The organism is Proteiniborus sp. DW1, assembly GCF_900095305.1.
Taxonomy (GTDB): Bacteria; Bacillota; Clostridia; order Tissierellales; family Proteiniboraceae; genus Proteiniborus.
Map to the genome: position 1 here is coordinate 22,172 of NZ_FMDO01000045.1, position 6,528 is coordinate 28,699.

Here is a 6,528-nt window from a genome sequence, read left to right on the forward strand (position 1 = left end):
AGTCCAAATCTGAGTTTATCTACCAATGTGCTCTTGTAGTCTTCAAATATGGGGCATCATGAGCATTATCCTAGCTACAAAGTACTGGTCCATCCAGGCCGATTTTTGTGATAATAATTTTGGTTTTGCTGCTAAATGAACTGCTGCGAAACAGATATAGCGTTGAGGAAATCGGGTTAGGTCATAAAAAACCAGAGAATTTATTATCTCTGGTCCATTAATTCAATCGTATTATTATATGATTCTTCAAGTCTGCTAAGAACTTCTTTGCTAAATTTATCATTTTCTTGTTCCATATATTCTGATGTAGGAAGTACTACATGCTTATGAACGTCTAACTCCTTATATCTATAAACCCATGTAGGTACATAATCAACATCTTTTATAATAGTCTTTCCTAGCGAAAAATCTTTTTCTAAAGTAAGTCTAACTATGATTCCATCCTCTGTATATTTTCTGTTTCCAATATCAAGTGTTTCTCTCCTTTGGTTTGATATGAAATTACCCATGGAATAAATAATAAATTTATTTTCCCCATTGTACTCTCTAAGCTCTGACTTTTGGATGACATGAGGATGACTGCCTAATATTATATCTGCTCCCCATTCAATCATTTTATTAGCTAGTTCAATTTGATAACTAGATGGTTCTCTTTGATATTCATTGCCCCAGTGGATAACTACTATTGTTGTATCTACCTGAGCTAAATCAGCTTTTTCTATATCGCTCTTTATCTTTTCTTCATCTATGATATTTACCATGTAACTTAATTCCTCTGGCGTGAGTAATACTTCTAAACCATTACATCCATATGTATAAGACAGAATAGCAGCCTTAATGCCATTAATATCTTGTATAAGAATATCTTCAGTAGGCTCTTTATATGTACCTACATTTATAAGCCCATGTTTTCTTATATTATCTATTGTATTGATTATGCCAACCTTCCCCTTATCAATACTATGATTATTTGCTGTAGAAAGCACATTAAATCCAGCATTTTTAAGTGCTGTTATAGTTGATTCTGGTGAATTAAATGTAGGATATCCTTGATACTTATATCCCTCACCTGCAGTAACAGTTTCAAAATTTCCTATAGCTAAGTCAGCGCTCTCAAGATACTTTTTCACATGCTCAAAGGAATAATTGAAGTCATACTCTTTTATTTCAGGATTATAGGCTCCCTGTATCTGAGAAGAATGAAACATAATATCTCCAGCTGCAGCAATTGTAATCTCTATATTAGCGGGACTTTCCTCTTCCTTCTCTTCTGGAACTATAATATCATCTGCACTTCCATCTATTCCTGTGCTACTGTCAACTCCTTCTATATTATTTTCATTTGCTATACTAGGCTTCAGCTTATCTAGAACATAACCTGCGGATAATAAGGAAGTAAAAAATAATAAGATAATTATGCCTAGAGTTATTCTTTTTTTGTTCATCAAATCATTCTCCTTTTGGAAAAATATTGTTCTCTTTTCCATTTTATATTATTTCTCAGTATTTTTCCATAGCTCTCTAATATTATTCTTCCTTATCGTTATTTAATTTGTCAAACCTTGAATACGAATCAAATATATATGTGTTTAGCTTTTTCTGATTAGTTATCCATAAGTATACTGCATATATGGCAATAACTACTCCTACTTGTGGCACTCCTGCCATTAGAATGAAGTTAAAGGTTCCATGTAAAAGCATTGGCATATATAGAGATTTTCTATAATTTGCTCTTTCTCTCGCTTTATTTGTAGCAAACTTTGTTAATGATAGATAGTATCCCATTGTAACCCCAAAGATAGCATGAGCAGGAACAGATAACACTCCTCTATATAACCCTATATATGGATTGTAACTAAATCTAAATACTACATACATTATGTTTTCTACTGTTGCAAAGCCTAAAGCTGAAAAAACAGCATACACTATTCCGTCTAGCTTTTCATCAAAATATTTGTTTTTACACATTAGTTTGACTACTACAAGTCTTTTAAAGTATTCCTCTGTAAAACCTGCCACTATGTAAGCAGTATAGGCTGCACCTAATAATCCTGTAAAAACATTGAACATAGAAAGAAACCTCTCAACTACTATAACCGGGATAACTGACAAGGCTCCAAAAATAAATGTTTTAAACAAAAGAGATATGGGCTCCCTATCATATCTATCACTTAAATATACTGCAACAGCTATTGAAACAGCTGGAATTACTGCAATAATAAATAGTCTTGTATTCAATTTGCTCATCCTTTCATAGTTAATATGATTATTATTTGATATAGAGATGATATTAATTCAGATAATTTGCTTAGTATCCAATAGCTTTTTAACTTAGTAGTACTCCAACATAACTGAAAGTGACAAAAACTTAAATTGTATAAAAGCAATACTATGATATAATTTATATGTAAAATTTAACAAAGTCATCTAAATAAACTTTGTTTTAATAATGGCAGAGTAAATAATATGCGTAAAGTGTCAAAGGATGGAACGTCGCCTTTGAACGAAAAGCAAATGCTTGCGACATATTATTGCGTTCGCTGTCAAAATCAGTAATATCTTCTTTCTGGTTTGGCAGTCTGTCATATCATCTATGAAAGGAGGTTTTTTTATGAAAAAAATTAATACTAGTACTATTGTTATCTCTGGATTTCTCATTGCTCTAAATGTAGTACTATCTAGGATTATTACTATACCAGGAATTATTAACTTTGGTGGTTTTCCAATTATATTCGGCGGTATAGTACTTGGACCTATTGTTGGTGGTATAGTAGGAGCAGTAGGTGATGTAGTTAGCTTCATAGTAAGACCAACAGGTACATTTATGCCACATTTTGTTTTAACGTCTGCGCTTACTGGAGTTATACCAGGTCTACTAGTGAAGGTTTTGAAAAATGATACAGCTAATCCAAAACTTTGGAAGATATTCATATCTATCCTTGTTGGACAAGTTATAACAAGTGTTCTTTTGGTTCCATATTTTAGGCAAGTACTATTCGGACATCCTTTTATAGCTACTATGTTAAATGCAGCAAGAAAACAAGCAGTTAATGTACCTTTATATTCTATAATACTGAAAATACTAGTACAATCCTTGCATAAAGCAGGAGCTCTCAGAACATCTCATAGGTGTTGATTCTTAATAGTTATATTAGTGTAAGCTAACTATAAGGGAGTATCATATCCTATTTTTTACGTAGGTATTGATACTCCCTTAATAAGTGTGAAACCATACCAATAAGTACAGTCTTACATTTGTTGGTTAAGAATTGAGGTTATCTCATTGGAGGTCTCAACTACATCTTCAATTTTTTGCTTTAAAGTATCTAGCTTCCTCCCTATATCAACATCCTTAACTCTTCCGTTATTATCATCTGTCATCAACAAATCTATACTGTTTACATGCTCTAGAATATGCTGATGTTCCTTTTCTATCATATTTAACTGATTGATAATTTCTTGTATGGTTCTATTATCTTCCACAAAATCACCTTCCATAAGCTTTTTGTTAGTATTTGCTTTTATGGATCATAATATTCTTATAAGTAACTTCACTTCGTCATGAGCTTAATTCTACCCATTTAGCTAACAAATTGTCATATTTTTTTGATAAGCCTTCTTTTTCAATATAAAGTTCATTTAGCTTTTCATGGTCGTAAGCCACCTTTTCCATTTGAATATTTATCTGAGAAATATAGTTTTCGAGTTCCTCCATTTCTTCCTCAAGATTTGATATTTCCTTTCTTCTTTTTACTTCTTCAGCTTCTGAATTAATTTTGTTATTGCCTTTTAGTTTCTTTTCTACTGATTTTATTTTTGGAGCTTCATTTTTATGAGCTTCTAAAGTAGCTTTAATTTCTACTTTTTTCTCTTTGTAATAGTTGTAGTCTCCTAAATATTCAGTTAGTCTTTTATTATCTAATTCTACTATTCTTTCTGCAAGCTTGTTTATAAAGTATCTATCGTGTGAAATGAAGATTATAGTCCCATCAAAATTCTCTAAGGCCTTTTCTAACATCTCCCTAGAATCAATATCTAAATGATTAGTAGGCTCATCAAGTATAAGGAGATTATTTTTTTCTTGCATCATAATACACAGTCTAAGCCTGCTTTTTTCTCCTCCAGAAAGGTTTTTTACTTTTTTATATACATCATCTCCATAAAATAAAAATCCTGCTAAAATTCTTCTTCCCTCTCCTTCAGGCACCATAAAATAATCATTGATTGTCTCTAATACTGTCTTTTCTTCGTCTTCAAATAAGATCTCCTGCTCTAAATATCCTATCCTAACCCTAGAACCTATGGTAATTTCTCCTGAATCTTGAGTATACTTGTTGAGTAAAAGTTTTATCAGTGTGGATTTGCCACAACCATTCTTGCCTAATATACATAATTTTTCTTTGTATCTAACGCTTAAGTCTAGATTCTCTATTATGCCATTGTCTCCAAAGGATTTATAAAGTCCCTTTATGGATATTACTTCATTAGCAGACCTATCTCCACGAGTAAAATTAACTTTAATTTTTGGTTGATCCAAGATTGGCTTTTCAACCTTATCCATTCTTTTAATTCGCTTTTCCATATTTGCTGCTTTTTTAAACATAGGTTGTTCTCCTGCTATAGCTCCCCATTGTCTAAATCTCTTTATTGCTTCTTCCATTTCTTTTATCTTTTTCTGCTGTGTTTTGTAGGCTTCAAGCTGAAGATTTAGCATTTCTTCTTTTTGCTGAACATAAAGGCTATAGTTACCAGCATAAGTTCTTGACTTTTTAGCCTCTATTTCAACTATTTTAGTTGCTATATTATCTAAAAAATACCTATCATGAGATATGACTAAAACTGAGCCTTTATATTCTTTAATAAATTCCTCTAGCCATTCAATAGACTCTAAATCAAGATGATTTGATGGTTCATCTAAAAGAAGTATATCTGGATTTTGTAGTAGCATCATCCCTAGCATCACTGTAGTCTTCTCCCCACCACTTAAATCACTGAAGCTTCTTTCTAGCATAGTATTTGTTAACTTGAGACCTACACATATCCTATTTAGTTTTTCTTCAGTTTCATATCCTCCTATGTGTTCATAAGTAAGCTGCAACTCTCCATAGACTTTCATTACCTTCTCTAATTTATGTTCACTGCAATCCGCCATCTTCTCTTCAAGCTGACGCATTTCAAATTTAATCTGATTTTGCTTTTCAAATGCTATATTAAGTACATCTATAACCTTATATTCCTTAGGATAATCAGGCATCTGAGCCAAATAACCTACGGTGGCATTTTTTCTTATGGACAACACACCACCATCACTATTCTCTATACCTGCAATGATTTTAAGTATAGTAGTTTTTCCAGTCCCATTTTTTCCTATTAGTCCTATTCTATCACCAGTGTGAACTTCAAATGTAATTTCTTCTAATACTTTATTTGCTCCATAATATTTACTTATTCCATTTAAACTAATGTCTATCATTTTACTCCTCCTTAATCAAAAATAAGCCTAGACAAGTAAATCTTTGCCTAGGCTTTGGAGTAAAAAATATATAAATTTGGTGTACGCGCATTTGACCTACCATCGATTTTCCAATAAAAGCATTCGACAAATCGGGTTAGATCATAAAAAGCCTAGGCAAGTAAATCCTTACCTAGGCATATTATACAAAACAATATGTTTTTGGTTTTAAAGACGATTTACTTGCATTTGGTTGACATAATATTTAATTTTAGACACACTACCCCCTTGGTTTAGAATATTTGCTGTTAATATCAATGGTAATCTGTCTAAAGCAATGCCAACTAAATTCAAGTTTCTCATCTTTACACCTCCAAACATTTATTTTCTTTATTTTATCATATGGTTATTATTTTGGCAATAAGTAATTTCTGCAACCCCTCATGGCAAATTTATTTATCTGACTACCTTTCATTAATTTGGTAGACTTATATATGTACTATTCAAATACTCTAAATTTATCATTTGTTGCATTACAGATAGGACATCTGTCTACCATTTCTCCTTCTGCTGCATATCCACATACTTCACATACATGTATATTTGTGAACTCCGCATCTTTTCCTGCATCTGTATATTCTTTTGCCCTTAGGTATAGGTCAGCATGTGTTTTTTCTGCTTCTATTATACTCTTCATTAGGTTTGCTGCTGCTTTTTCTTCTTGTGCTTCTGCCACAGCTACATATGCTGGATACATCTGATTGACTTCGAAAAGCTCCCCATCAGCTGCTCCTTGAAGGTTTTCTGATGTAGTTCCTATTCCAAAACCTGCCCCAGAAGCAACTAAAAAGTCGCCTTTTACATCTTTAAGCAACCTAAAGTGTCCCTTTGCATGTATTTCTTCTGCATAGGATATGGCGCTAAAAAGCTTAGCTACAGTTGGAAAGCCATCTTTTAAAGCCTTGTCTCCCCAAGCCTTATATCTCATGTGAGCCTGGCTCTCTCCTCCAAAAGCTGATCTTAAGTTTTGAGCTGTCATATCGTTCATAAAAAAACCCCCTTATTATTTTTAAATT

General features: G+C 32.5%; 7 protein-coding genes and 1 riboswitch. Of the genes, 1 reads left to right on the forward strand and 6 read right to left on the reverse strand.

The genetic code is table 11. From position 1 onward, the window contains the following. Positions 1-203: 203 nt before the first annotated feature. Together DW1_RS12120 and DW1_RS12125 are read right to left on the reverse strand one after the other, a co-directional pair. Positions 204-1,445 (reverse strand): CapA family protein, encoded by a 1,242-nt coding sequence (locus DW1_RS12120; protein WP_159433590.1) that lies wholly within the window; start codon positions 1,443-1,445, stop codon positions 204-206. 82 nt (positions 1,446-1,527) lie between these two features. After that, positions 1,528-2,247, reverse strand: coding sequence for a PrsW family glutamic-type intramembrane protease (locus DW1_RS12125; RefSeq protein ID WP_074350890.1), 720 nt, complete (start codon positions 2,245-2,247; stop codon positions 1,528-1,530). A gap of 204 nt (positions 2,248-2,451) precedes the next feature. After that, a riboswitch (THF riboswitch) is annotated at positions 2,452-2,545 on the forward strand. Positions 2,546-2,611: 66 nt separating this feature from the next. Here DW1_RS12125 and DW1_RS12130 point away from each other — a divergent pair. Then, a complete protein-coding gene (locus tag DW1_RS12130) occupies positions 2,612-3,136 on the forward strand; it encodes a folate family ECF transporter S component (protein WP_074350891.1) in 525 nt (174 codons plus the stop codon). A gap of 113 nt (positions 3,137-3,249) precedes the next feature. On the opposite strand, the gene DW1_RS12135 is transcribed toward DW1_RS12130, so the two are convergent. The 4 genes from DW1_RS12135 to DW1_RS12145 all read right to left on the reverse strand — a co-directional run bounded on the left by DW1_RS12135 (position 3,250) and on the right by DW1_RS12145 (position 6,500). Further along, complete coding sequence (locus DW1_RS12135) at positions 3,250-3,483, reverse strand: hypothetical protein (RefSeq protein ID WP_074350892.1); 234 nt, start codon at positions 3,481-3,483, stop codon at positions 3,250-3,252. 76 nt (positions 3,484-3,559) lie between these two features. Then, positions 3,560-5,473, reverse strand: a complete 1,914-nt coding sequence (gene abc-f / locus DW1_RS12140; protein WP_074350893.1) for a ribosomal protection-like ABC-F family protein — start codon at positions 5,471-5,473, stop codon at positions 3,560-3,562. A gap of 207 nt (positions 5,474-5,680) precedes the next feature. Then, complete coding sequence (locus DW1_RS15950) at positions 5,681-5,815, reverse strand: hypothetical protein (RefSeq protein WP_278335759.1); 135 nt, start codon at positions 5,813-5,815, stop codon at positions 5,681-5,683. Between the two features lie 136 nt (positions 5,816-5,951). Beyond that, positions 5,952-6,500, reverse strand: coding sequence for a rubrerythrin family protein (locus DW1_RS12145; RefSeq protein WP_074350894.1), 549 nt, complete (start codon positions 6,498-6,500; stop codon positions 5,952-5,954). Between the last annotated feature and the right edge of the window lie 28 nt (positions 6,501-6,528).

What these genes read in the sequence shown, in the direction of transcription:
- DW1_RS12120 (WP_159433590.1), bottom strand. Translation starts at nt 1,445, where the DNA reads ATGAACAAAAAAAGAATAACTCTAGGCATAATTATCTTATTATTTTTT.
- DW1_RS12125 (WP_074350890.1), bottom strand. Translation starts at nt 2,247, where the DNA reads ATGAGCAAATTGAATACAAGACTATTTATTATTGCAGTAATTCCAGCT.
- DW1_RS12130 (WP_074350891.1), top strand. Translation starts at nt 2,612, where the DNA reads ATGAAAAAAATTAATACTAGTACTATTGTTATCTCTGGATTTCTCATT.
- abc-f (WP_074350893.1), bottom strand. Translation starts at nt 5,473, where the DNA reads ATGATAGACATTAGTTTAAATGGAATAAGTAAATATTATGGAGCAAAT.
- DW1_RS15950 (WP_278335759.1), bottom strand. Translation starts at nt 5,815, where the DNA reads ATGAGAAACTTGAATTTAGTTGGCATTGCTTTAGACAGATTACCATTG.
- DW1_RS12145 (WP_074350894.1), bottom strand. Translation starts at nt 6,500, where the DNA reads ATGAACGATATGACAGCTCAAAACTTAAGATCAGCTTTTGGAGGAGAG.